This window comes from Actinoplanes missouriensis 431, from assembly GCF_000284295.1.
Lineage (GTDB): Bacteria > Actinomycetota > Actinomycetes > Mycobacteriales > Micromonosporaceae > Actinoplanes > Actinoplanes missouriensis.
The window spans coordinates 6,656,227-6,677,757 of sequence record NC_017093.1 but is presented as its reverse complement, the minus strand read 5'-3'; the positions used below and the strand labels follow the sequence as shown (position 1 = coordinate 6,677,757).

At 70.7% G+C, this 21,531-nt stretch carries 23 protein-coding genes and 1 riboswitch; of the genes, 17 read left to right on the top strand and 6 right to left on the bottom strand.

The genetic code is table 11. From position 1 onward, the window contains the following. Window positions 1-14 precede the first annotated feature (14 nt). The 10 genes from pyrF (at window position 15) to AMIS_RS30540 (ending at window position 10,437) form a co-directional block, all read left to right on the top strand. On the top strand, window positions 15-845 hold the full coding sequence (pyrF, locus tag AMIS_RS30585) for an orotidine-5'-phosphate decarboxylase (RefSeq protein WP_014446318.1): 831 nt from the start codon (window positions 15-17) through the stop codon (window positions 843-845). A gap of 184 nt (window positions 846-1,029) precedes the next feature. Continuing rightward, entirely contained in the window at window positions 1,030-1,347 is a 318-nt protein-coding gene (gene mihF, locus AMIS_RS30580) for an integration host factor, actinobacterial type (RefSeq protein ID WP_014446317.1), read from the top strand. A gap of 32 nt (window positions 1,348-1,379) precedes the next feature. Next, window positions 1,380-1,979, top strand: coding sequence for a guanylate kinase (gmk, locus tag AMIS_RS30575; protein WP_014446316.1), 600 nt, complete (start codon window positions 1,380-1,382; stop codon window positions 1,977-1,979). A 43-nt stretch (window positions 1,980-2,022) separates the two neighbouring features. Next, window positions 2,023-2,286, top strand: a complete 264-nt coding sequence (gene rpoZ, locus AMIS_RS30570) for a DNA-directed RNA polymerase subunit omega (protein WP_014446315.1) — start codon at window positions 2,023-2,025, stop codon at window positions 2,284-2,286. Window positions 2,287-2,359: 73 nt separating this feature from the next. Next, on the top strand, window positions 2,360-3,577 hold the full coding sequence (gene coaBC / locus AMIS_RS30565; protein WP_014446314.1) for a bifunctional phosphopantothenoylcysteine decarboxylase/phosphopantothenate--cysteine ligase CoaBC: 1,218 nt from the start codon (window positions 2,360-2,362) through the stop codon (window positions 3,575-3,577). Window positions 3,578-3,622: 45 nt separating this feature from the next. Beyond that, window positions 3,623-4,813 (top strand): methionine adenosyltransferase, encoded by a 1,191-nt coding sequence (gene metK, locus AMIS_RS30560; protein WP_014446313.1) that lies wholly within the window; start codon window positions 3,623-3,625, stop codon window positions 4,811-4,813. A 263-nt stretch (window positions 4,814-5,076) separates the two neighbouring features. Beyond that, window positions 5,077-7,362: a primosomal protein N' gene (locus AMIS_RS30555; RefSeq protein WP_014446312.1), complete on the top strand. Its 2,286-nt coding sequence runs from the start codon at window positions 5,077-5,079 to the stop codon at window positions 7,360-7,362. Between the two features lie 69 nt (window positions 7,363-7,431). Further along, window positions 7,432-7,989 (top strand): peptide deformylase, encoded by a 558-nt coding sequence (gene def / locus AMIS_RS30550; RefSeq protein WP_014446311.1) that lies wholly within the window; start codon window positions 7,432-7,434, stop codon window positions 7,987-7,989. 5 nt (window positions 7,990-7,994) lie between these two features. Beyond that, window positions 7,995-8,921, top strand: a complete 927-nt coding sequence (gene fmt / locus AMIS_RS30545) for a methionyl-tRNA formyltransferase (protein WP_014446310.1) — start codon at window positions 7,995-7,997, stop codon at window positions 8,919-8,921. 46 nt (window positions 8,922-8,967) lie between these two features. After that, a complete protein-coding gene (locus tag AMIS_RS30540) occupies window positions 8,968-10,437 on the top strand; it encodes an RsmB/NOP family class I SAM-dependent RNA methyltransferase (protein ID WP_014446309.1) in 1,470 nt (489 codons plus the stop codon). 37 nt (window positions 10,438-10,474) lie between these two features. On the opposite strand, the gene AMIS_RS30535 is transcribed toward AMIS_RS30540, so the two are convergent. Beyond that, window positions 10,475-11,788, bottom strand: coding sequence for an acyltransferase family protein (locus AMIS_RS30535; protein WP_014446308.1), 1,314 nt, complete (start codon window positions 11,786-11,788; stop codon window positions 10,475-10,477). 105 nt (window positions 11,789-11,893) lie between these two features. Here AMIS_RS30535 and rpe point away from each other — a divergent pair, with 105 nt between their 5' ends. Then, window positions 11,894-12,571: a ribulose-phosphate 3-epimerase gene (gene rpe / locus AMIS_RS30530; protein WP_014446307.1), complete on the top strand. Its 678-nt coding sequence runs from the start codon at window positions 11,894-11,896 to the stop codon at window positions 12,569-12,571. Window positions 12,572-12,632: 61 nt separating this feature from the next. Then, entirely contained in the window at window positions 12,633-13,634 is a 1,002-nt protein-coding gene (locus AMIS_RS30525; protein WP_014446306.1) for a GGDEF domain-containing response regulator, read from the top strand. A 59-nt stretch (window positions 13,635-13,693) separates the two neighbouring features. Here the strand turns inward: AMIS_RS30525 and AMIS_RS30520 are convergent, their stop codons facing one another. Both AMIS_RS30520 and AMIS_RS30515 read right to left on the bottom strand, forming a co-directional pair. Further along, a complete protein-coding gene (locus AMIS_RS30520; protein ID WP_014446305.1) occupies window positions 13,694-14,356 on the bottom strand; it encodes a lysophospholipid acyltransferase family protein in 663 nt (220 codons plus the stop codon). Next, complete coding sequence (locus AMIS_RS30515; RefSeq protein ID WP_014446304.1) at window positions 14,353-14,931, bottom strand: TetR/AcrR family transcriptional regulator; 579 nt, start codon at window positions 14,929-14,931, stop codon at window positions 14,353-14,355. The genes AMIS_RS30520 and AMIS_RS30515 overlap by 4 nt, the downstream gene beginning before the upstream one ends. 115 nt (window positions 14,932-15,046) lie before the next feature. Then, a riboswitch (FMN riboswitch) is annotated at window positions 15,047-15,219 on the top strand. 129 nt (window positions 15,220-15,348) lie between these two features. On the opposite strand from AMIS_RS30515, the gene ribD reads away from it, so the two are divergent. The 4 genes from ribD to ribH are packed head-to-tail and all read left to right on the top strand — an operon-like array spanning window position 15,349 to window position 18,739. Continuing rightward, entirely contained in the window at window positions 15,349-16,410 is a 1,062-nt protein-coding gene (gene ribD / locus AMIS_RS30510) for a bifunctional diaminohydroxyphosphoribosylaminopyrimidine deaminase/5-amino-6-(5-phosphoribosylamino)uracil reductase RibD (protein ID WP_014446303.1), read from the top strand. Beyond that, a complete protein-coding gene (locus AMIS_RS30505) occupies window positions 16,411-17,010 on the top strand; it encodes a riboflavin synthase (RefSeq protein ID WP_014446302.1) in 600 nt (199 codons plus the stop codon). It abuts the gene before it with no gap. Next, a complete protein-coding gene (locus tag AMIS_RS30500; RefSeq protein ID WP_014446301.1) occupies window positions 17,003-18,211 on the top strand; it encodes a bifunctional 3,4-dihydroxy-2-butanone-4-phosphate synthase/GTP cyclohydrolase II in 1,209 nt (402 codons plus the stop codon). Before AMIS_RS30505 ends, AMIS_RS30500 begins: the two co-directional genes overlap by 8 nt. 51 nt (window positions 18,212-18,262) lie before the next feature. Beyond that, window positions 18,263-18,739: a 6,7-dimethyl-8-ribityllumazine synthase gene (gene ribH, locus AMIS_RS30495; RefSeq protein WP_014446300.1), complete on the top strand. Its 477-nt coding sequence runs from the start codon at window positions 18,263-18,265 to the stop codon at window positions 18,737-18,739. Here the strand turns inward: ribH and AMIS_RS30490 are convergent. The 3 genes from AMIS_RS30490 to AMIS_RS30480 are packed head-to-tail and all read right to left on the bottom strand — an operon-like array spanning window position 18,736 to window position 21,186. Then, complete coding sequence (locus AMIS_RS30490; RefSeq protein ID WP_014446299.1) at window positions 18,736-19,476, bottom strand: amino acid ABC transporter ATP-binding protein; 741 nt, start codon at window positions 19,474-19,476, stop codon at window positions 18,736-18,738. The genes ribH and AMIS_RS30490 overlap by 4 nt on opposite strands. A 1-nt stretch (window position 19,477) precedes the next feature. Next, window positions 19,478-20,317, bottom strand: coding sequence for an amino acid ABC transporter permease (locus AMIS_RS30485; protein ID WP_014446298.1), 840 nt, complete (start codon window positions 20,315-20,317; stop codon window positions 19,478-19,480). Further along, complete coding sequence (locus AMIS_RS30480; protein ID WP_014446297.1) at window positions 20,314-21,186, bottom strand: ABC transporter substrate-binding protein; 873 nt, start codon at window positions 21,184-21,186, stop codon at window positions 20,314-20,316. The genes AMIS_RS30485 and AMIS_RS30480 overlap by 4 nt, the downstream gene beginning before the upstream one ends. A 78-nt stretch (window positions 21,187-21,264) precedes the next feature. On the opposite strand from AMIS_RS30480, the gene AMIS_RS30475 reads away from it, so the two are divergent. Continuing rightward, window positions 21,265-21,528, top strand: a complete 264-nt coding sequence (locus tag AMIS_RS30475; protein WP_014446296.1) for a phosphoribosyl-ATP diphosphatase — start codon at window positions 21,265-21,267, stop codon at window positions 21,526-21,528. Window positions 21,529-21,531 lie beyond the last annotated feature (3 nt).

Sequence of the window (21,531 nt, the reverse complement as noted above, 5' to 3'; positions counted from 1 at the left end):
AGAAGGAACTTTCGATGGAAACGTTCGGCGAACGCCTCCATGCCGCCGTAGCGGAGCGTGGTCCGCTCTGCGTCGGCATCGACCCGCACGCCTCTCTGCTCGCCCGCTGGGGCCTCTCCGACGACATCGCCGGCCTGGAACGCTTCGCCCGTACGGTGGTCGACGCACTGGCCGATCGGGTGGCTGTTCTGAAACCACAGTCCGCGTTTTTTGAGAGATTTGGGTCACGTGGCGTCGCGATTCTTGAGTCAACTATCCGACAGTCCCGAGAGGCCGGCGCGCTCGTCCTGCTGGACGTGAAACGCGGCGACATCGGGTCCACGATGGCGGCTTACGCGTCCGCCTATCTGGATCCGGCGAGTTCTCTGTGTGCTGACGCGATTACTGTGAGTCCCTATCTCGGGGTCGGCTCGTTGCAGCCGGCGTTCGACCTGGCGGCCGCTCACGGTGGCGGAGTCTTCGTCCTCGCGCTCACCTCGAACCCGGAGGGGCCGGCCGTCCAGCACGCCGTCACGGCGACCGGGAAAACCGTCGCGCAAACCGTCATCGACGAGATTGCGCAGGTCAACGCGGGTGCGCAGCCGCTCGGCAGTCTCGGGCTGGTGGTCGGCGCGACGATCGGTGAGACCGGGCACGACCTGTCCGCGGTGAACGGGCCGCTGCTCGCTCCGGGCCTCGGAGCGCAGGGCGCGACGCCCTCCGACCTGCGCGCGGTCTTCGGCGAAAGCCTGCGGAACGTGTTGCCCTCGTACTCACGCGAGGTTCTCTCGGCGGGGCCGCAGGGTAGCGATCTGCGCGTCGCGGCGGAGCGTGTTCTTGACGACTGCCGAGCCGCGCTCGGGTGAAACGGCCTGCTTACCAGTGCGTCGGGAAGCGGTTCACGGGGTACCCCGACGTTGCCGAAAGCGCCGTTGACCGCTAGTTTTCCCGGCGCCGGGAACCATATGCCCCTTCGGTTCCCTGGCACACCACGTTTCACGCAAAGCGCCGGTATGAACTACCGCCGCGTGAGGGACCTGAGGAGAACTGGTGCCGCTCCCGTCACTGAGCCCCGAACAGCGCCAAGCTGCGCTGGAGAAGGCCGCGGAAGTTCGCAAGGCTCGGGCTGAGCTGAAGGAACAGCTCAAGTCCGGCAAGACCACCCTCGCCGCCGTGCTGGACCGCGCGGAGGCTGACGAGGTCGTCGGCAAGCTGAAGGTCTCGGCCGTGCTTCAGGCGCTGCCGGGCATCGGCAAGATCCGCGCGACCCAGATCATGGAGAAGCTCAAGATCGCTGAGAGCCGCCGGCTCCGTGGTCTTGGCGACCAGCAGCGCAAGGCCCTCCTGGGGGAGTTCGCTGCGAACTGACTCATGGGCTCGTGTAGACATGAGCCGTGAGCATGGATGACGACGCGCGCCCGGCAGCCCGCCTCACCGTTCTCTCCGGCCCCTCCGGGGTCGGCAAGGACAGTGTGATCGAGCTGATCCGGGCGCGCTCGCCTTGGATCAGGTTGTCGGTGTCGGTGACGACCCGCAAGAAACGGGACTACGAGACCGACGGGGAGCACTATCACTTCGTGAGCCGCGCCGAGTTCCAGCGCCTGATCGACGGCGGACAGCTGCTGGAGTGGGCGGAGTTCGCGGGAAATCTCTACGGGACTCCCCGGGCACAGGTCGAGGGCTGGCTCCAGCAGGGCCGGCCCGTTTTGCTGAAGATCGACCTGCAGGGCGCCCGCCAGGTCCGCGCGGCGATGCCGGAGGCCCAGCTGGTCTTCCTGGCCCCGCCGAGCGTCGAGGAGCTCCAGCGCCGCCTGATCGGCCGGGGCACCGACGACGAGGAGACGATCCGCCGCCGTCTCGCCCACGCCGACGAGGAGCTGGCCGCCGAGGCCGAGTTCGACCGGACCGTGGTGAACGACTTCGTCGAGCGAGCCGCGGACGAGCTGGTAGGATTGCTCGGTTCATCGTACTTAGCGCCCGCTCAAGCCACCGAGCTTTGAGACAACAGCGCTCAAGCAAACGAGCATTAAGGAAGCAGTGACTGTGGGAACCATCGCGAACCCCGAAGGCATCACCAACCCGCCGATCGACGAGCTGCTCGACAAGACCTCGTCGAAGTACTCGCTGGTGATCTTCGCGGCCAAGCGCGCCCGCCAGGTCAACGCCTACTACAGCCAGTTGGGCGAGGGTCTCCTGGAGTATGTCGGTCCTCTCGTGGAGACCACTCCGCAGGAGAAGCCGCTCTCCATCGCGATGCGGGAGATCAACGCCGGCCTGCTGACGGCAGAGCCCACCGACAATCCCTGATCGTTTGATCCGACATGATGATCCCGCGTCCCAGATCATGGGCGCGGGATCGATTGTTATGTGAGGTGCGCACGTGACCGAGGTGGTCCTGGGGGTGTGCGGCGGCATCGCCGCGTACAAGGCCTGTGAGCTGTTGCGCCTCTTCACCGAGTCGGGGCACGGCGTGCGGGTGGTGCCGACCGCGTCCGCGCTCAAGTTCGTCGGCGAGCCGACCTGGGCGGCGCTCTCCGGGCGGCCGGTCGCCACCGAGGTGTTCCACGACGCGCACGAGGTGCCGCACGTGCGGATCGGCCGGGCCGCCGAGCTGGTCGTGGTCGCGCCGGCCACCGCGGACATCCTGGCCAAGGCGGCCCACGGGATCGCCGACGACCTGCTCACCAACACACTGCTCACGGCGACGTGCCCGATCGTGTACGCGCCGGCCATGCACACCGAGATGTGGGAGAACCCGGCGACCCGGGCGAACGTGGCGACCCTGCGCGAGCGCGGCGCGTTCGTCATCGAGCCGGCCGTGGGGCGCCTGACCGGCAGGGACACCGGCAAGGGGCGGCTGCCCGATCCGGCCGCGATCTTCGAGTACGCGGTACGCGTACACAAGCGGGGTCTTGATCTTGATCTTGCCGGGCGGCACGTGGTGGTGACCGCCGGTGGGACGCGCGAGCCGCTGGATCCGGTGCGTTACCTGGGCAACCGCAGTTCCGGCAAGCAGGGGTACGCGCTGGCCAAGGCCGCCGTGGCGCGAGGCGCACGGGTGACGCTGGTGGCGGCGAACGTCGCGCTGCCCGACCCGGCCGGCGCCGACGTCGTGCGGGTGGGCACCACCGAGGAGCTGCGGAAAGCGACCGTCGAAGCGTTCGCCGCGGCGGATGTGGCGATCATGGCGGCCGCGCCGGCCGACTTCCGCCCGGAGACGGTCGCGGCCCAAAAGATCAAAAAGACCGATTCGGGTACGCCTTCGCCGATCGTCCTGACCACGAATCCGGACATCGCCGCCGAACTGGGCGCGTCCAAGCGCCCGGACCAGATTCTCGTCGCCTTCGCTGCCGAGACTCATGCGGCGCTCGAGCACGCGCGGGCAAAATTGGTGAAGAAACGCGCCGACCTGATCGTCGTTAACGAGGTGGGCCCGGACCTGGTGTTCGGGCAGGATCACAACACGGTCACCCTGCTGGGCGCCGACGGATCCACCGGTACCTTTGGTCAACTCCCCAAAGACGATGTGGCTGATGTGATTTTGGACCACGTCGTGGCACGGTTGGATGCCCAGGTCGGTCACGCTCGGCAGGGCTGATTACACTTCCGCGTTACGTTGTATTCGACAAATCTGAGGAGCACCGTGGCACGCCGCCTGTTCACCTCCGAGTCGGTCACGGAAGGCCACCCGGACAAGATCGCTGACCAGATCAGCGACGGGATTCTCGACGCCCTGCTCGCCCAGGACCCTCGCAGCCGTGTCGCGGTGGAAACCCTGATCACGACCGGCCAGGTGCACGTGGCGGGCGAGGTCACCACGCAGGCCTACGCCGACATCCCGAAGATCGTGCGCGACACGATCCTGGGCATCGGTTACGACTCGTCGAAGAAGGGCTTCGACGGCGCGTCCTGCGGCGTCAGCGTCTCGATCGGCTCCCAGTCGCCGGACATCGCGCAGGGCGTGGACAGCGCCATCGAGCTGCGTGAGGGCGACTCCGAGCACATCCTCGACCAGCAGGGCGCCGGCGACCAGGGCATGATGTTCGGCTTCGCCTGCTCGGAGACGCCCGAGCTGATGCCGCTGCCGATCGCGCTCGCCCACCGGCTGGCCCGCCGGCTCTCCGCCGCGCGCAAGGACGGCACCATTCCGTACCTTCGTCCCGACGGCAAGACCCAGGTCACCATCGAGTACGACGGCCTGCGCCCGGTCCGCCTCGACACGATCGTGGTCTCCTCGCAGCACGCCGCCGACATCTCGCTGGAGTCGCTGCTCACGCCGGACATCCGCGAGCACGTGATCGCCCCCGAGCTGGAGAACCTCGGCATCGACACCGAGGGCTACCGCCTCCTGGTCAACCCGACCGGCCGCTTCGAGATCGGCGGCCCGATGGGCGACGCCGGCCTCACCGGCCGCAAGATCATCGTTGACACGTACGGCGGCTACTCCCGTCACGGCGGCGGCGCGTTCTCCGGCAAGGACCCGTCGAAGGTGGACCGGTCCGCGGCGTACGCGATGCGCTGGGTCGCCAAGAACGTGGTCGCCGCCGGTCTCGCCGAGCGTTGCGAGACCCAGGTCGCCTACGCGATCGGCAAGGCCCACCCGGTCTCGCTGTTCGTCGAGACCTTCGGCACCGAGACCGTCGCAGTCGAGAAGATCGAGAAGGCCATCACGGAGGTCTTCGACCTGCGCCCGGCCGCGATCATCCGGGACCTGGACCTGCTGCGCCCGATCTACCAGCAGACCGCCGCGTACGGCCACTTCGGCCGGGAGATCGCGGAGCTCCGCTGGGAGAGCACCGACCGGGCCGCGGATCTGAAGAACGCTGCTTCCTGATCGCATTTTTGGTTCGAGGCCCGGCTTTGCTAAGCCGGGCCTCGTTCTGTTTCCGGCCGGGCCGGGCCGGTTCGCAGGAGCGATGGGCGCACGCGGAGGCTGGTCGCGTGCGTCGGCCGCCGCGCTATGGGAGACAGGCGCACACGAACGGGCGTTCGTGTGCGTCCAGCTGACTCATCGCCGTGATCCATGCGGTATGGCGTGATCCGCTTCTGGAGGCGGGCCGGGATTCCTGTCGGAGGGGCCGGGCAGAATGTTCGGCGATGGGGACCAAGGGTGCGCGCAGCGAACGGGAACCGGCCGAGCGGCTGCCGGTCGCCCGGGTCTGCGTCGACGTGTCGCTGCCGCACCTGGACCGGCCGTTCGACTATCTGGTGCCCGCCGACTCTGATGAGGCGGCGCAGCCGGGTGTGCGGGTCAAGGTGCGGTTCGCCGGGCAGCTGGTGAGCGGGTTCCTGCTGGAGCGGGTGGAGTCGTCCGAGCACGGTGGCAAGCTGGCCTACCTGGAGCGGGTGGTGTCGCCGGAGCGCGTGCTGGACCCGGAGATCGCCCGGCTCGCGGAGGCGGTGGCCAAGCGCTACGCCGGCAATCTCGCGGACGTGCTGCGGCTGGCGGTCCCGCCCCGGCATGCCCGCGTGGAGGCCGCCGCCCAGCCGGCTCCTGTGTCGCCGACCGATGAAGGGGCGCAGACCGGTCGCGAGGCGCAGGACCACGGTGAGCCGCCTCCGGGGAGCGAGGCGCAGGGGGGCGGCGAGCCGCTTGGAGACGGCGAGGTCGGCTCCGAGAGCGAGTCGCGGGCTGGCGCTGAGGTGCATTCGGGCGATGGCGTGCGGGCTGGCGCTGAGGTGCATTCCGGCGATGGCGCGCGGGCGGGCGACGAGGTCCTGGCCGGTGGCGAAGTCCTGGCGGGCGACGAGGTCCTGGCCGGTGGCGAGGTGCGGGTTGCGGGGGACGGGACGGCTGGTCCGGCTGCGGTCGAGGGGATCGGGGCGCCGGCTGCGGGCGGGTGGGATTCGTATGCGGCGGGGACCGGGTTTCTGCGGGCGCTGGCGGACGGGCGGGCCGCTCGGGCCGTCTGGTCGGCGCTTCCCGGGGAGGACTGGGCCGCCCGGATCGCCGAGGCGGCCGGGGCCGCGGTGCGTGGCGGCAAGGGTGTGGTCATCGTGGTCGCCGACGCGCGGGATCTGGAGCGGGTCGACGCCGCATTGGGTGCGGTTCTCGGCGCCGGGCGGCACGTCGCGCTGAACGCGGCTCTCGGGCCGGCCGAGCGCTATCGGCGGTTCCTCGCGGCCAGCCGGCATCGGGTGCCGGTGGTCGCCGGGACCCGGGCCGCGATGTGGGCGCCGGTGCACGACCTCGGGCTGGTGGTGATCTGGGACGACGGGGACGACGTGCTCGCCGAGCCGCGGGCACCCTATCCGCACGCGCGGGAGGTGCTGCTCACCCGCGCGCAACTGGCGGGATGTGCGGTGCTGGTGGGCGGCTTCGCCCGTACCGGGGAAGCGCAGTTGTTGCTGGAGACCGGCTGGGCCAAGGAGATCGTGGCGGACCGGGTGGTGTTGCGGCGGCGGTCGCCGGCGATCGCGCCGACCGGGGACGACCCGCAGCTGGCCCGGGACCCCGGAGCGGTGAGCGCGCGGCTGCCGAGCCTGGCCTGGCAGACGGCGCGGCAGGCGTTGAAGGACGACGCCCCGGTGCTGGTTCAGGTGCCGCGCCGGGGTTACCTCCCGGCGGTGGCGTGCGCCGAGTGCCGTACCCCGGCGCGGTGCCCGCACTGCTCCGGGCCGCTCGGGCTGACCGGCGCGCGGGACGTGCCGGTCTGTCACTGGTGCGGGCGGGCGTCCGCGGCGTACGAGTGCCCGGCCTGCGGTGAGCGCCGCCTGCGTGCCTCGGTGACCGGCGCCCGGCGTACCGCTGAGGAGTTGGGCCGTGCTTTTCCGGGTGTGCCGGTGCGCACATCGGGGCGCGATGAGGTGCTGGTCACCGTTCCGGCGGAGGCGTCGCTGGTGGTGTCGACGCCGGGGGCCGAGCCGGTCGCCGAGGGCGGTGGGTACGGCGCGGTCCTGCTGCTCGACACGTGGGCGCTGCTGAGCCGTTCCGATCTGCGCGCCGCGGAGGAGACGATGCGCCGCTGGCTGAACGCGGCGGCGCTGGCCCGGCCCGCCCCGGCCGGTGGCAAGGTGGTCGTGGTGGCGGACGGATCGCTGGCTCCGGTGCAGGCGCTGCTGCGCTGGGATCCGGGCTGGTTCGCGGCCCGTGAGCTGGCCGAACGCCGCGAGCTGGGTTTCCCGCCGGCCGCCCGGATGGCGAGTGTCACGGGCACCGCGCCCGCCGTGGCGGACCTGCTGGCGCACGCGAAGCTGCCGGACGGCGCCGAGGTGCTCGGCCCGGTTCCGGCCGACGGCGAGCAGGAGCGGATGCTGCTGCGGGTGTCCCGGTCGCGGGCCGGCGAGCTGGCGCGGGCGCTGCACGAGGCGGCCGCGATGCGCAGTGCCCGCAAGGCCGCCCAGCCGGTGCGCATCCAGGTTGATCCGTCCGACCTGTTCTGATCCGACCCCCGCCCGGGAGACTCCGTAGACTGGTCGGGTGCAAGCCACCACAGTCAGGAGTTTCGCCGCGTGACCGTCCAGCAAATCCGTCTTTTCGGCGATCCGGTCCTGCGCACGCCGGCTGATCCCGTCGTCGACTTCGACAAGGAACTGCGCACTCTGGTCAAGGATCTGATCGAGACGATGCAGGACGAGGGCGGCGCCGGCCTGGCCGCACCGCAGCTCGGCGTCGGTCTGCGCGTCTTCACCTTCGACATCGACGACGTGGTCGGCCACATCGTGAACCCGGTGCTCTCGTTCCCCGACTCCGAGGAGCAGGACGGCCCGGAGGGCTGCCTCTCCATCCCCGGCGTCTACGTCGACACGAAACGCCGGCAGAACGTCGTGGCGAACGGTTTCAACGAGCACGGCGACCCGATCCAGCTGGTCGGCACCGGCCTGATGGCCCGCTGCGTGCAGCACGAGACCGACCATCTGGACGGCGTCCTCTTCCTGGACCGGCTGGACGCGGCGGCCCGCAAGGACGCGATGAAGCAGATCCGTTCCGCCGAGTGGTACGACGCCGGCAAGCCGCCCACGATCAAGGAGAGCCCGCACGGCCGGGGCATCTTCGGGCTGGGCAGGTGACGGGCATGCGCCTGGTCTTCGCGGGCACTCCCGAGGTGGCCTTGCCGAGCCTGGAGGCGATCGCCGCCTCCGGCCACGAGCTGGCCGCCGTGCTGACCCGCCCGGATGCGCCGGCCGGCCGGGGCCGCCGCCTGGTGCGCTCGCCCGTCGGCGCGTGGGCCGACGAGCGTGGCATCGAGGTGCTCACCCCGGAGAAACCGCGTGACCCCGAGTTCCAGGAGCGGCTGCGTCAGATCGCGCCGGACTGTGTGCCGGTGGTGGCGTACGGCGCGCTGGTCCCGCCGAGCGCGCTGGAGATCCCGAAGCGCGGCTGGCTGAACCTGCACTTCTCGCTGCTGCCGGCCTGGCGTGGCGCGGCGCCGGTGCAGCACGCCGTCCTGCACGGTGACGCGGTGACCGGCGCGAGTGTCTTCGAGCTGGAGGCGGGGCTGGACACCGGCCCGGTCTACGGCACGCTCACCGACCAGATCCGGTTCAACGACACCTCCGGCGACCTGCTGGAGAGGCTCGCGGTGGAGGGCGCCGGTCTGCTCGTCGCGGTGCTCGACGCGATCGAGGCGGGCACCGCCCGGGCGCACCCGCAGCCGGCCGACGGTGTCTCGTTCGCGCCGAAACTGACCGCCGACGACGCCCGGATCCGCTGGGACGACCCGGCGTTCGCGGTGGACCGGCGGATCCGGGCGTGTACGCCGGCGCCCGGCGCGTGGACGACGCTGCGCGGCGACCGGCTGAAGCTGGGCCCGGTGCGCCCGGTGGCGAACGGGCCGTCGCTGCCGGCGGGTGAGCTGCTGGTGGAGCGCACACAGGTGCTGGCCGGCACCGCGACGACTCCGGTGATGCTCGGCGAGGTCCGGGCCGCCGGCAAGAAACCGATGTCCGCGACCGACTGGGCGCGCGGCATGCGGATCCAAGCGGGGGAGAAGCTGGCGTGACCGGCTGCACATTCGACTACGGCCTCGCCGGCAAGGGAGCACAGCTGTGACGGAACATCGGGCATCACGCCCGCACGGTGGACGGCCGAGCCGGCCGGCCGGGCCGGGGTACGGCCGGGACGAGCGCAGTGGCCGGGCGCCGCGGGGCGGGCGGCCGCCGTCCGACCCGGCACGGCAGGCGGCGTACGAGGCGATCGCCGCGGTGCACCGCGACGACGCGTACGCGAACCTGGTCCTCTCCGACATCCTCGGCGGGATGGGTCTGAGCGGCCGGGACGCGGCGTTCGCGACGGAGCTGACCTACGGGACGCTGCGGGCGCTCGGCACCCTCGACCTGATCATCGCGGACGCGGCCGGGCGGGACGTCGCCCGGATCGACCCGCCCGCCCGGGACGCGCTGCGCCTCGGCGTCTACCAGCTGCTCTACACGCGGGTGCCGTCGCACGCCGCGGTGAACCAGACGGTCGACCTGGTCCGTTCGGTGGCGCCGGGCGCGGCCGGATTCGCGAACGCGGTGATGCGGACGGTCTCCGAGACTCCGCTCGACGCGTGGCTGGCGAAGGTCGCCCCGGACTACGAGGCCGACCCGATCGCCAACCTGTCGGTGATCCACCACCACCCGCAGTGGGTCATCCGGGCGTTCGCCGAGGCGCTCGGCGGCGACCTGGAGGACACCGCCCGCCTGCTGATCGAGGACAACCAGCCGCCGGCCGTGCATCTGTGCGCGCGTCCGGGCCGGGCGGACGCGATCGAGCTCGCCGACGAGGTCAACGGGGTGCCGGGGGCGTTCTCGCCGTACGCGGTCTATCTGAACGGTGGCGCGCCGCGTGACCTCGCCGCGATCCGTTCGGGTCGCGCGCACGTGCAGGACGAGGGTTCGCAGCTGGTCGCGGCGGCGCTGCTGGCCGCGCCGATCGAGGGCCGGGACACGCGCTGGCTGGACCTGTGTGCCGGTCCGGGCGGCAAGACCGGCCTGATCGGGGCGATCGCCGCGGGCCGGGGCGCGGAGGTGACAGCGGTCGAGGTGGCCGAGCACCGGGCCCGGCTGGTCGACCAGGCCACCGAGGGCATGCCGGTGACGGTGCTGCCGATGGACGGCCGGTCGGTGGGCCGTGACCCGGACCTGCCGGAGGAGTCGTTCGACCGGGTGCTGGTGGACGCGCCGTGCACGGGTCTCGGCTCGTTGCGGCGGCGTCCGGAGTCGCGCTGGCGCCGTCAGCCGGCCGACCTGCCGCCGCTGACGAAACTGCAGCGGGAGCTGCTCGTCGCGGCGTTGCGCGCGGTGCGGCCGGGCGGCGTGGTGGCCTATGTGACGTGTTCGCCGCACATGGTGGAGACGCAGGTGACGGTCAGCGAGGGCGCCCGCCGCAGCGGTGTCGAGGTGGACTTCGTGGACGCCCGGCCGCTGCTGCCGCCGGGCATGCCGGGACTGGGGGCGGGTCCGACGGTGCAGCTGTGGCCGCACCGGCACGGCACGGACGCGATGTTCCTCGCCGTCCTGCGCCGCACGAGCTGAGCAGGATGAGGGAGGGGCCGGAAGGGCTCCTCCCTCATCACTGTTCGGATCGGTAAACCTGCAGGACCAGGGTGTCCGGCTCCCCGGAGTTCCGCTGCGCCGGCAAGGAAGGCGCGGGCGAAGAGGGCACGGGCGAAGAGGGCACCGGCGACGAGGCCGCCGGCGAAGAAGATGAAGGCGCAGAGGATGAAGGCGCCGGCGGCGGAGTGCCGAACCGGTCCGGCCGGTTGATCATCGCGCTGGCCTCGGCGAGCCGGTCCCGCAGGATCCGGGAGACCGGCTTCTCCACCAGGCGGTGCAGCAGGAAGGCCGCCATCAGCATGATTGCGGTGACCAGCACCAGGATGACCAGGCGCGGCCCGGTGTCCCGGAGACCGTAGATGATCGTCCAGCCGATGTTCTCGTGCAGCAGGTAGAACGGGTAGGTGAGCGCGCCCGCGGTGGTCAGCCAGCGCCACTGGATCCGGGACGTGTAGCCGAGCGCGACAAGCGTCAGCACCAGGAAGAACCCGCCCACCAGCAGCGCGCCGGCCGGCTGCAGCATCTCCAGGCTGTACTTCTTGTTGTAGAACCGCAGCATCTCGGACGTGCGGTACTGGGCCATGATGAACGCGAGGCCGAACATGCCCCAGAGCACGATGTCCGACTTGAATCGGTAGATCAGGTAGAGCGCGATGCCGGCCACGAAGAACGGCGCGTACCCGGGTTGCAGGAACGTCTCGATCAGCGGAACGCCGGACCTTGCGGCGAACGCCGAGGCGATCAGCCACCCGTACCCGAAGATGATCGTCCGTTTCAGGGTGAGGCCGCGCCAGACCAGGAACGCGAAGAGCAGGTAGAAGAGCCCTTCGTTCCAGAGCGTCCAGTACACGCCGTCGACGTTCGGGGCGCCGAGGCCCTCCTGGAGCATCGAGAAGTTGATCAGGATTTCGTTCCACGGCTTGCGCTCGCGCACGACCGGCCACAGCGTGACGACGATCGTCGTGATCACGATGGCCGCCCAGTAGGCCGGGAAGAGCCGGACGATCCGGGAGCGGAAGAACGCACCGGGGGTACGCCCCCAGCAGCTCATGCAGACGACGAAGCCGCTGATCATGAAGAACAGTTCGACACCCAGCCACCCGTACTGACTGATCTGGTGCAGCCAGGGAAACGCGTCGCGGGACTCGATCCCCCACGCATGGCGGACGCCGGGGGTGTATCCGGTGAAGTGGTACATCGCCACCATCAGGGCCGCCAACAGGCGCAGACCGTCGATGGCGGACAGGCGGCCACCGGTACGCGTCGCGGCCCGCTCCGGGACAGCGGGGGTATCGGTCTTCGACGGCCGGAGGCCGACGGCTTCGGTCATGGCGCGTAACGATACATAGAACAAAGGTGGTACACAGAGCCAACCCAGCCAGGTCACAGGGCGGTCGCGCCCGTCCGTGACCCGGGAGGTCATACACTTTCAGCCGTGGAACAGTCGCCGATCATCGCGCCGAGCATTCTCGCCTCCGACTTCTCCCGGCTCGGGGAGGAGGTGCGGGCCATCGAGGGCGCCGCCGACTGGGTGCACGTGGACGTCATGGACAACCACTTCGTGCCGAACCTGACGATCGGCCTCCCGGTGGTGCAGAGTCTGCGCAAGGCGACGAGCATCCCGTTCGACGTGCACCTGATGATCACCGACCCGCAGCGCTGGGCCCCGGCTTACGCGGAGGCCGGCGCCTACAACGTGACCTTCCACGCGGAGGCCTGCGACGACCCGGTCGCGCTCGCCAAGACGCTGCGGGCGGCCGGCGCCAAGGCCGGGCTGGCGATCGATCGGGACACCCCCGTCGAGCCGTACCTGGAGCTCCTGCCGTACCTGGACACCATCCTGATCATGACGATCAAGGCGGGTTTCGGCGGCCAGGCGTTCATGCCGGAGATGCTCGGCAAGGTCCGTGACGTCCGCCGCCGAGCCACCGTGAACAACCTGGAGATCCGGGTCGAGGTGGACGGCGGGATCGCGGCGGACACCATCGAGCAGGCGGCCGAGGCGGGCGCCGACGCGTTCGTGGCGGGCACCGCCGTCTACGGCGCCGCCGACCCGGCCGAGGCGATCCGCAAGCTGCGGGGTCTCGCCGCCGGGGCGATGGGGGTGGCGTGACGGCCCGTTCAGGGACCATCATCGGTACCACTGTCACCCGGTGCTAGCCCAGGAAGGTGCGATGGACGGCGCTGAGTCCCGGCCCGAGATCGATCCGGAGCTGGACCCCGAGGAGGGTCCCGACCTGATCCTGGTGGTCGACGACGATCAGGACATCGCGAGCTTCGTCGAGTTCAACCTGCAGGTCAACGGGTTCGAGGTGATCCGTGCCCGGGACGGCCAGGAAGCGCTCGAGATGATGGAGACGCACCGGCCGGGTCTCGCCGTGGTCGACTGGATGATGCCCCGGATGGACGGCGTCGAGCTGGTCCGCCGGCTGCGCGCCGAGCCGCTCACCTCGGCGCTTCCGGTGATCATGCTGACCGCGAAGAGCATGACCGTGGACAAGGTGGTCGGCCTCACCGCGGGCGCCGACGACTACCTGGTCAAGCCGTTCGACACGGCCGAGCTGATCGCCCGGGTCTCCACCACGCTGCGGCGCAACAAGGACGCCCGTGAGGTGTCGCCGCTGACCGGCCTGCCGGGCAACGCGCGGGTCCGCCGGGAGATCGGCGAGCGGATGCGCAACGGCGGCGAGTACTCCGTGGGGTACATCGACATCGACCGGTTCAAGAGCGTCAACGACGTCTACGGGTTCGACCGCGGCGACGACTTCATCATCGCGCTGGCACGCAGCCTGCAGCGGGCCAGCGCGCAGACCGGCCCGCCGTCGATCTTCCTGGGCCACATCGGCGGCGACGACTTCGTCTTCATCTGTACGCCTGATCAGGTCCTGCCGCTGACCAAACGCACGGTCACCGACTTCGAGAACGTGGCCGACCGCCTCTACGAGCCGACGGACGCCCAGCGAGGCTTCATCGAGGTGCCGGACCGCCGGGGAAACAAGCAGAAGGCGGCGCTGGTGACGCTCTCGATCGGGGTGGCCCAGGCGACGCTGGAGGGCCGCCGGTTCACCGATCCGAGGGTGGTCATCGCGGTCGCCTCGGAGATGAAGAAGGTCGCCAAGTCGCAGCCGGGCTCCTACGTGGCGATCGACAGGCGTCGCAGCGAAGCCGAGGGATAGCCCGCGCGGCAGCGCAGCCGGAGGAGCGCCGCGCCGCAGCGTAACCGGCGGATGGCCCGCTATCGCGGCGCGTAGTGCGGGACGTATTCCTGTCCGCTCAGCTCCCCGATCGCGGCGATCAGCTCGTCGGTGAGCGCACGGATCGCGGCTGCCGTCCCGGCGCGCCCGGCCACCTCCAGCGGCGGCCCGAAGGTGATCGAGACGGGACGCCGCCACGGGCGGAACAGGTCGGCGGGACGGGCCCCGCGTGTGCCGGTGATGCCGGCCGGGACGATCGGGACACCGGCCCGCTCGGCCAGCCGCACGGCTCCGGTGCGTCCCCGGTAGAGGCGGCCGTCGGGGGAGCGGGTGCCCTCCGGGAAGATCGCGACGAGACCGCCGGCGCGCAGGATCGGCACGGCGGCGTCGAAGGCGCCGAGGACGGCCCGGCCGCCGGCGCGCTCGACGGCGATGGCGCCCATGCCGGTCACCACCCGCCGGGTCAGTGCGCCGCGCAGGCCGGTGGCCCGGAAATACTCAGCCTTCGCCCAGAACGCGATGTGCCGCGGCACCGTGACGCCGAGGAAGAGCTGATCGCCGACGGACAGGTGGTTGGCGCAGACGATGGCCCCGCGATCGGCCGGGAGGTGTTCCAGCCCGGCGACCCGCGGCCGCCAGATGTGTCGCAGGGCACGGCCGGCGGTGGCGTCGGCCACGGCATACAGCGCGGGGGTACGGGTCATCGCCCGCTCCCCAGGTGTGCCGCGACGGTGGCGTCCAGCAGCGGCGCCGGGTCCTCCAGTCCGGTGGCGAGCGCCAGGCTGCCCCAGCTCCACAGCTGCACCACCCCGTGCAGACCGGCCCAGAGCGCCCCGGCCCGCACCTGGGCCGACCCCGCGCCGTCCGGCTGGGCCTCCGCGACCAGGGCCACCAGCAGCCGGAACAGTGGCAGGCTGGTGTCGCGCAGCCCGAGACTGCCGCTCTCCAGCAGGTCGTGCCGGAACATCAGCTCGAACATGCCGCGTTCCTCGGCGGCGAACCGGGCGTAGTCGCGGGCCAGCAGCGCCACCCGGGCCCGGGGGCCGGGTGGCGCGCCGGCGAGCGTGGCGGTCACCCGCGCGGTGAGATCGCGGAATCCCTCCCGCGCGATCGCGGAGAGCAGCTCACGATGGGTGGGGAAATGCCGCCGCGGCGCGCCGTGCGACACGCCGGCTCGGCGGGCGATCTCGCGCAACGAGAGGGCGGTGCTCCCGTCGGTGCGAACCAGTTCCACGCCCACGCGCACCAGCCGATCGCGAAGCCCAAGCTCAGGATCCATAGACAGTGTCTACCACCGCAACGTAGACACTGTCTACGGGTGACGCGGATGTGAAGTAGCTCGCTGCCCAGGTGGCAAAATCGTTGCTGCGTGCAAGACTCGGGGGTGACCCACCACGCGCTGGCGGGACTCGGTGAAATTCCGAACCGGCGGTGATCCGATGCGCACGCATCGGTAGCCCGCGACCCGGACGTCGACCATGACGGACGGTGGACCTGGTGAGACTCCAGGGCCGACGGTTGATCAGGCGAAAGCCCGGTCAGACAGTCCGGATGGGAGACAGCGCGCGGAATCGGCGAGTCGTGCCCTCTCGGCACCGGCTCGGCGAGGGTGCGCGAAGCGTACCCTCATGTCCGGTTCCTGGCGTTCTCCCTCCTCGTCGCGCGTGACCATGCCGCGTGAGAGGACGTCAGCCCGATGGTCACCGAGGACGAGGCGATGCGCCGCGCGATCGCGCTGGCCGCCCGTGGCCTTGGCACGACCAGTCCCAACCCGGTCGTCGGATGCCTGCTTCTCGGTCCCGGCGGCGAGGTGGTCGGCGAGGGCTTCCATGCGTACGCGGGTGGCCCGCACGCCGAGATCGTGGCCCTCGCCCAGGCCGGCGAGCGTGCCCGGGGCGGCACCTGTGTCGTGTCGCTGGAGCCGTGCAACCACACCGGGCGGACCGGTCCCTGCTCGGAGGCCCTGATCGCGGCCGGGGTGCGGCGCGTGGTGATCGGGGTGGACGACCCCAACCCGGTCGCGTCCGGCGGGGCGGCGACGCTGCGGGCCGCCGGCATCGAGGTGGAGACCGGGGTGCGCCGGGAGGAGGCCGAGGCGGGCAACGTCGCCTGGCTGACCGCGGTGCGCCGGGGCCGGCCGTACGTGACCTGGAAGTTCGCCGCGACGCTGGACGGGCGCTCGGCCGCCGCCGACGGCACCAGCCAGTGGATCTCGTCGTCCGCGTCGCGGTCCGACGTGCACGTGCTGCGCGGCACCGTCGACGCGATCGTGGCCGGCGTCGGGACGGTCCTGGCCGACGACCCGCAACTCACCGTCCGGGATCTGCGCGACGGCACCCTCGCGATCAAGCAGCCGCTGCGTGTGGTGGTGGACTCCTCCGGCCGTACCCCCGGAAATGCCCGGGTGCGGGACGCCGCGGCACCCACCTGGATCGTCACGGCGGCCGCGGCCGGCACGGACCCGCAGGGCCGCGTGGATCTGACCGGGATGCTGACCGAGCTCTACGCGCGGGGCGTGCGCAACGTGCTGCTCGAAGGCGGTCCGACTCTCGCCGGAGCTTTCCTGGCGGCCGGACTTGTCGATCGGGTGATCGGGTACATCGCGCCGAAACTGCTCGGCGACGGCCGGGCCGCCCTGGTCGGCGCCGGTGTCGGCACCATCGCCGACGCCGTCGAGCTGGACTTCACCGACATCACGCAGATCGGTGGCGACCTGCGTTTCACGGCTTTGCTGCGAACCAAGTCAGAGGAGAGCTGAATGTTCACCGGAATCGTCGAGGAGCTGGGCGAGATCGTCCGCCTCACCGAGGGTGCGGGCGACTCGGCGGTCATCGCCGTGCGCGGCCCGCTCGTCACGTCGGACGCGGGGCACGGCGACTCGATCGCGGTGAACGGGGTCTGTCTGACGGTCATCGACAACGAGGGCGGCGTCTTCACGGCGGACGTGATGGGCGAGACGCTGCGCCGCAGCTCGCTCGGCGCGCTGGCGGTCGGCAGCCAGGTCAACCTGGAGCGGGCCGCCGCGCTGAACAGCCGCCTCGGCGGCCACCTGGTGCAGGGACACGTGGACGGCGTCGCGCGGATCATCGCCCGCGAGCCGGCCGACCAGTGGGAGGTGGTGCGTTTCTCGCTCCCCGCCGAGCTGGCGAAATACGTGGTGGAGAAGGGTTCGATCACCGTTGACGGCGTCTCGCTCACCGTCATGGACGTCACCGCGGACAGCTTCGCGGTCGGGATGATCCCGGCCACCTCGAAACTGACCGTGCTCGGCAGCAAGGCCATCGGCGATCCGGTCAACCTCGAGGTCGACGTGATCGCGAAGTACGTCGAGAAGATGCTGGGGAGCCGCAATGTTTGAGCGTATCGAGCAAGCGATCGAGGACATCGCCGCCGGCAAGCCGGTGATCGTCGTGGACGACGAGGACCGGGAGAACGAGGGCGACCTGATCTTCGCGGCCGAGCACGCCACGCCCGAGCTGGTGGCGTTCATGGTCCGTTACACGTCCGGATACATCTGCGTGCCGCTGCCCGAGGACGAGGCGGACCGCCTGGACCTGCCGCCGATGTTCCACACCAACCAGGACGCCCGCGGCACCGCGTACGCGGTGACCGTCGACGCCCGGCACGGCGTCACCACCGGCATCTCCGCCGCCGACCGCGCCCACACGATCCGGCTGCTCGCCTCGGCGGAGACCCAGCCGGCCGATCTCTCCCGGCCCGGCCACATCGTGCCGCTGCGGGCCAAGTCCGGTGGCGTGCTGCGCCGCCCCGGCCACACCGAGGCCTCGATCGACCTGGCCGTGCTGGCCGGGTGCCGCCCGGCGGGTGTGCTCTGCGAGATGGTGAACGACGACGGCACCATGCAGCGCCGGCCCGACCTGGAGAAGTTCGCGGCCGAGCACGGGCTCACGCTGATCTCGATCGCCGAGCTGGTGGCGTACCTGAGCCTGCGCCAGGGCCGCCAGGTCGAGCGGGTGGTGGAGACCCGGCTGCCGACCGAGCACGGCGACTTCACCGCGATCGGCTACCGCACCGAGGCGGACAACGGCGAGCACGTGGCGCTGGTCTTTGGCGAGATCGGCGACGGCGAGGACGTGCTGGTCCGGGTGCACTCCGAGTGCCTCACCGGGGACGTCTTCGGCTCCAAGCGGTGCGACTGCGGCCCTCAGCTGGACGCGGCTCTGGAACGGGTCGCGGCGGCCGGGCGGGGTGTGGTGCTCTACATGCGCGGTCACGAGGGCCGGGGCATCGGGCTGCTGCACAAGCTCCAGGCGTACCAGCTGCAGGACCGAGGGCTGGACACCGTCGACGCGAACCTGGAGCTGGGGCTGCCGGCCGACGCCCGGGACTACGGGACCGGCGCGCAGATCCTCGCCGAGCTGGGCATCCGATCGATGCGGCTGCTCACCAACAACCCGGCGAAACGAGCCGGGCTCGAGGGGTACGGGCTGCGCGTCACCGGGCGGGAGTCGCTGCCCGTCCGCCTTCACCCGGAGAACGTGCACTACCTGCGGACCAAGCGGGACCGGATGGGACACCTCTTCGAGGCGTTGGGCTGATCTCTTCATCCGCAGGGATGACAATGTTGGGCAAACGAGGGGGATGAACACATGGCCGGCTTCGGTGATCCGCACACGCAACCCGTCGACGCCGCCGGGCTGCGGCTCGGCATCGTCGGCTCCCGCTGGCACAACGACCTGGTCGACCACATGATCAACCGGGCGCAGGCCGCGGCCGAGGCCTGCGGCGTCACCGACGTGATCACCGTCCGGGTCGCCGGATCGGTGGAGCTGCCGGTGATCGCGCAGGCCCTGGCCCGCAAGTGCGACGCCGTGGTCGCGCTCGGCGTGGTGATCAAGGGCGAGACCCAGCACTTCGAGTACGTCTGTGACGCCGTCACCACCGGGCTGACCCGGGTGGCCCTCGACGAGGGCACCCCGGTCGCCCACGGCGTGCTCACCGTGCAGAGCCTCGGCCAGGCCCGCGACCGCGCCGGCCTGGAGGACTCGATCGAGGACAAGGGCTGGCAGAGCACGGTGGCCGTGCTCGACGCAGCCCTGACCCTCCGCGAGGTGGAGAAGGGTTAAAGCCGGCCTGCCTCGATGATGCGCGCCAGGAACTGACGCGTGCGTGACTCGACGGGGTCGCCCAGCACCTGCGCGGGCGGCCCCTCCTCGAGGACCTTCCCGCCGTCCAGGAACGCCACCCGGTCGGCGACCTGACGGGCGAAGCCCATCTCGTGGGTCGCGAGGACCATCGTCATGCCCTCGCCCTTGAGGTCTCGGATCATCGTCAGCACCTCGCCGACCAGCTCCGGGTCGAGGGCCGAGGTCACCTCGTCGAGCAGCAGCAGGCGGGGGTTGTTGACGAGCGCGCGGACGATCGCGACCCGCTGCTGCTGACCGCCGGAGAGCCGGTCCGGGTAGGATCCCGCCTTCTCCGCCAGCCCGACCCGCTCCAGCCAGGTCATCGCCTGGTCCTTCGCCTCGGCCTTGTCACGCTTGTGCACCCGGGTCGGGGCGAGCGTGATGTTGTCCAGCACGGTCATGTGCGGGAACAGGTTGTAGGACTGGAAGACCAGGCCGATCCGCTGCCGTACCCGATCGGGGTCGGCCCGCGGATCGGTGATCTCCTCACCGTCCAGGAAGATCGCGCCGTCGTCGATCTCGGCGAGCAGGTTCACGCAGCGCAGCAGCGTCGACTTGCCCGAGCCCGAGGCGCCGATCAGCGCCACCACCTCGTGTTCGGCCACGTCCAGGCTGAGGCCGTCGAGGATCACGTGATCGCCGAACGCCTTACGGACGTCCGTGCAGGACAGCACCATGTCAGGTCCCCGCGTTCTGGCGTCGGGCCGCCCGCAGCGTCACCCAGTCGGTGACGCCGATCAACGGCAGGGCGAGAAGAACGAAAAGAACCCCGGCGACGATGTACGGGGTGAAGTTGGCGTCCTGGGCGACCCCGATCTGAGCGGCCCGGATGGCGTCGATCGGACCGGCCAGTGAGATCAGCCCGACGTCCTTCTGCAGGGCCACGGTGTCGTTGAGCAGCGGCGGGGCGACCCGTCGCACCGCCTGCGGCAGCACCACGTGACGCATCGCCTGCCGGTAGCTGAGCCCGAGCGAACGGGCCGCCGCGATCTGGCTCGGATGCACCGACTCGATGCCGGCCCGGAACACCTCGGCCAGGTACGCGCCGTAGGTCACGATGATCGCGGCCGCGCCCAGGACGAGCACGTCCGGAGTGCCCTGCAGGCGCAGGCCGGGGATGCCGAACGCGTACAGGTAGATCACGATGATCAGCGGCAGGCCGCGGAACGAGTACGTGTAGCCGGTGGCCAGCGCGCGGACCGGGAAGAAGACCGGGCCGCGCAGGGTGCGCAGGATCGCCACGATCAGGCCTAGGGTGAGCGCGAGCGCCGCGCAGACCACGAGCAGCCGGATGTTGAGCCAGAGGCCGGTCAGGATCTCCGGAAGGTACTCGGCGGCGGCTTCGGGATCGAAGAACGAGGTCTTGACCCGGTCCCATCCGGGGGCGCCGGTGATCGCGACGGCGAGCAGCGTGCCGACCACGGCCGTGGAAAGGGCCGCGAGCAGCACAGAGCGGACCGCCCGCCGGCGGCGGTAGGCGATCCGCTCCAATTGCCTGGTGCTGGGTGCGTATGTCACGAGAGTTCTGGTGCTCCGCCGGTCTCGGCCAGCCAGGTCTTCTCCAGTACAGCGAGTGTTCCGTCCTGGCGCAGCTGATCGACCGCACTGCTCACGCAGCCGGTCAGCGCGGAGCCCTTGTCCAGCACGATGCCGAACTGCTCGGGCACGCCGACCTGGGGCAGCTGGCCGACGATGACGCCGTTGTCCAGCTCGGCACCGGTCATGTAGAAGGCGGTCGGCAGGTCCACCACGATGCCGTCGACGGTGCCGTTGACCAGCGCCGCCTTCGCGTCGTCGTTGTTGTTGAAGACCGACGGCTGGGCGTCCGGCTTGATCACGTCGGTGACAGCCTGGTAGCTGGTGGTGCCGACCTGGGCGCCCAGCTTGGCGCCCTTCAGGTCGGCGAGCGACTTGGCGCCGGCGATCTTGGAGCCCTTGGTGGTGATCACGGTCTGCCGCACCAGGTAGTACGGCGAGGTGAAGTCGACGGCCTGCTTGCGCTCGTCGGTGATCGAGAACTGGTTGATGTCGATGTCGAACTTCTTCGGGCCCGGCGCGATCGCGTTGTTGAACGTCACCGACGTCCACTCCACGTTCGCCGCCGGGTATCCGAGGCGGTCGGCGACCGCGTAGGCGACGGCGGACTCGTACCCCTTGCCGTTGGCCGGCTTGTTGTCGCTGAACCATGGCTCGTAGGCGGGGTTGTCGGTGCCGATCGTCAGCTTGCCCGGCGTCAGTGTGGCGAGACTGCCGGGAGCGCAGGCGTCCGCAGCGGCGGAGGACGCGGTCGCGGTGGGGGACTCGTCCTCCACCGGGGAACAGGCGGTGACGGCGGCGAACAGGAGCGCCACGCCGCCGACCGCGACAGGGGTGTATCGGCTGACCATGCCGGGCAGCTTAAAAGACGTCCCAACCGCTGGGGGCGTTCGTCGTCAAGACGTGATGAGCTGCCACAATCACTTCCCGTGAAGACGTTCGAAGAACTGTTCGCCGAGTTGCAACGCAAGGCGGCGGAACAGACACCCGGTTCGGGCACCGTCGAGGCGCTCGAACGCGGAGTCCACTTCATCGGCAAGAAGGTCGTCGAGGAGGCGGCCGAGTCCTGGATGGCCGCCGAGCACGAGGGCAAGGAACGGGCCGCTGAGGAGATCTCCCAGCTGCTCTACCAGGCACAGGTGCTGATGATCGCCACCGGGCTGGAGCTCAAGGACGTTTACCGACATCTCTGACGC

What these genes read in the sequence shown, in the direction of transcription:
- pyrF (WP_014446318.1), top strand. Translation starts at nt 15, where the DNA reads ATGGAAACGTTCGGCGAACGCCTCCATGCCGCCGTAGCGGAGCGTGGT.
- gmk (WP_014446316.1), top strand. Translation starts at nt 1,380, where the DNA reads ATGGATGACGACGCGCGCCCGGCAGCCCGCCTCACCGTTCTCTCCGGC.
- AMIS_RS30555 (WP_014446312.1), top strand. Translation starts at nt 5,077, where the DNA reads ATGGGGACCAAGGGTGCGCGCAGCGAACGGGAACCGGCCGAGCGGCTG.
- fmt (WP_014446310.1), top strand. Translation starts at nt 7,995, where the DNA reads ATGCGCCTGGTCTTCGCGGGCACTCCCGAGGTGGCCTTGCCGAGCCTG.
- AMIS_RS30535 (WP_014446308.1), bottom strand. Translation starts at nt 11,788, where the DNA reads ATGACCGAAGCCGTCGGCCTCCGGCCGTCGAAGACCGATACCCCCGCT.
- AMIS_RS30525 (WP_014446306.1), top strand. Translation starts at nt 12,633, where the DNA reads ATGGACGGCGCTGAGTCCCGGCCCGAGATCGATCCGGAGCTGGACCCC.
- AMIS_RS30520 (WP_014446305.1), bottom strand. Translation starts at nt 14,356, where the DNA reads ATGACCCGTACCCCCGCGCTGTATGCCGTGGCCGACGCCACCGCCGGC.
- AMIS_RS30515 (WP_014446304.1), bottom strand. Translation starts at nt 14,931, where the DNA reads ATGGATCCTGAGCTTGGGCTTCGCGATCGGCTGGTGCGCGTGGGCGTG.
- ribD (WP_014446303.1), top strand. Translation starts at nt 15,349, where the DNA reads ATGGTCACCGAGGACGAGGCGATGCGCCGCGCGATCGCGCTGGCCGCC.
- AMIS_RS30505 (WP_014446302.1), top strand. Translation starts at nt 16,411, where the DNA reads ATGTTCACCGGAATCGTCGAGGAGCTGGGCGAGATCGTCCGCCTCACC.
- AMIS_RS30500 (WP_014446301.1), top strand. Translation starts at nt 17,003, where the DNA reads ATGTTTGAGCGTATCGAGCAAGCGATCGAGGACATCGCCGCCGGCAAG.
- ribH (WP_014446300.1), top strand. Translation starts at nt 18,263, where the DNA reads ATGGCCGGCTTCGGTGATCCGCACACGCAACCCGTCGACGCCGCCGGG.
- AMIS_RS30490 (WP_014446299.1), bottom strand. Translation starts at nt 19,476, where the DNA reads ATGGTGCTGTCCTGCACGGACGTCCGTAAGGCGTTCGGCGATCACGTG.
- AMIS_RS30480 (WP_014446297.1), bottom strand. Translation starts at nt 21,186, where the DNA reads ATGGTCAGCCGATACACCCCTGTCGCGGTCGGCGGCGTGGCGCTCCTG.